The sequence below is a fragment of the Roseburia sp. CLA-AA-H209 genome (genome assembly GCF_020687575.1).
GTDB classification, from domain to species: domain Bacteria; phylum Bacillota; class Clostridia; order Lachnospirales; family Lachnospiraceae; genus Roseburia_C; species Roseburia_C amylophila.
In genome coordinates this window covers 1-1,847 of sequence record NZ_JAJEQU010000046.1, presented here as the reverse complement: position 1 = coordinate 1,847, position 1,847 = coordinate 1, and the positions used below count along the sequence as shown (strand labels likewise).

Annotated in this window: 2 protein-coding genes and 2 pseudogenes; all 4 read left to right on the top strand. The window is 38.0% G+C overall.

Features of this window, described 5'->3' with window-relative positions; translation table 11 throughout:
* Window positions 1–450, top strand: a pseudogene (locus LKD41_RS15480) (T7SS effector LXG polymorphic toxin); the annotation flags it as partial.
* 51 nt (window positions 451–501) lie between these two features.
* Complete coding sequence (locus LKD41_RS15475) at window positions 502–1,227, top strand: hypothetical protein (RefSeq protein ID WP_227701673.1); 726 nt, start codon at window positions 502–504, stop codon at window positions 1,225–1,227.
* The gene (locus tag LKD41_RS15470; RefSeq protein WP_117690461.1) at window positions 1,224–1,604 is read left to right on the top strand and encodes a hypothetical protein; all 381 of its coding nucleotides are present in this window, start codon (window positions 1,224–1,226) and stop codon (window positions 1,602–1,604) included. Before LKD41_RS15475 ends, LKD41_RS15470 begins: the two co-directional genes overlap by 4 nt.
* A 32-nt stretch (window positions 1,605–1,636) precedes the next feature.
* Window positions 1,637–1,847, top strand: a pseudogene (locus LKD41_RS15465) (T7SS effector LXG polymorphic toxin); the annotation flags it as partial.

Sequence of the window (1,847 nt, the reverse complement as noted above, 5' to 3'; positions counted from 1 at the left end):
TGTGAAGCGGAACAGAACCTAAAGGATGCAGCGGAAGAACGTGAGACGCAGGGAGTGTGGAAGACCGTTGCCGGAGTAGGTTTGCTTGTAGTAGGCGGAGTATGTATAGTCGCATCATGGGGAACAGCAACACCAATTGTTGCAGCCGCAGAGGGTATTGTTGGAACCGGAACGACTATTTTTGGAGTCACAGATTCTGCGGAAGGTGCCCAGGATATTTATTATGGAAGCATCGGAGATATTGACAGTACCGCAGTAAATGACTTAAAAGATGTGGCATTCCAAGGAAATGAGGAAGCATATTATCTGACAGAAAGTGTCTTTGCATTTGCAGCATCCGCAATGATTCCAATCGGTCAGGCGGCCTCAGCAGGAAACCTGACATTCCGAAGTGGAGCAACAATCGTTGCAAAAGAAGGGATTGCAACAGCAGCAGGTGCAGGAGCCTAGAAATGTACGACGGATTTAACCGGAAACCAGACCGCAGGAATGATAGCAGGTATGGAAGCAAGTATGGCAACTGCGCAAGGACTGAATGGAATTGAAGCAGGAGCGAAGAAACTGGCGAAACCGAAGCTTGGAGATGTTGGAGACGGCGGAGGTTCAGCGTTTGCAAGAAATAATTTAAAATCTGTGTTAGCTAATGAAAGTTTGACATTAGATGAGTTTAATACACTTCGTTTAGCAGATGTAAATGAATTGTCAGCAGAACAAATTGGAAAATTAAAAAATATAAGAGAAGCAGTGCCTAAGATTGATAGTAATACAGTGATTCAAAAAACTATTCCCTTTGAGGATATAGGAAAATACATAGGAGATGACGGATATAGTACTATCAGAGGCTATATAGCAAGATATGATGATGTTTCACATATTCATGGTTATGATAATGTTGTAGAATCATCAAGATTAGACTATACAATAAATAGTGATATTAGACCATATCCAGAAGGTGGAAATGCATATGGTTATATTAAATTTATGACGGATGATGTGGATAGGATTGGAATACCGTATGGAACAGAATTTGGTGGGGGAAATACAGACCCTGCCCCATGTACACGTAATGGATTTACAGGTGCAAGGAATGGAGAAGTTATTCCAGAATGGACAGTTGATGGTAACCTGGAACCAATAGAAGGTGCTGAATTGCATAGGGTAATTGATTCAGAAGATTCTATCGTAGCTATTTTTGATGGCGAACATTTCAGAGAGGTGAAAAAATGATAAAAAATGGAAAATATGCTTATTATAAAGGAAATGAATATAAATTTTCAAGAGATGCTGATGGTAATTATATTATTATAACATCAGATCTAAAGAAAACTGATTGTACATTTAAAGATAAATATAATACAGGAGTATACAGTAAATTAGTGAATATATCAGATGTAGATGAAATTTACAAAATTGCAACTTATGGAAAGGTGAATGAAGAGAGGGTTTCAATTATAAAGGAAAAAAACGGAGAATATTTGGTTAGTACAAATGACTGTAAGATAGGGGAAAAGCTGAAGTTGGATCGAGTTGACAAATATGCATATGAGGGATGGTTAAATTCAAATATAGTAAAGCTTGATGAGGAAAAACAAGTTATAAAATAATTGGTTTACATGAGCAGTTGGATCAGGAGCTATTGAATTTTATTACAACAATCCAAAATCAGGAAAGTAGTACCGTAACAGCGCTGGAGAATTCTGTAGACTTATTAATTTCGAGCCTGAACAGCTGTATTGCAAAAGTAGGGTTGAACCAGGGAACAATTGCAAATTATGAAAGCAACAGCTTTTATACAGATAAGGACGTGTATGCACTTGCCAATATCAGTGAATTGTTTTATCAGCAGC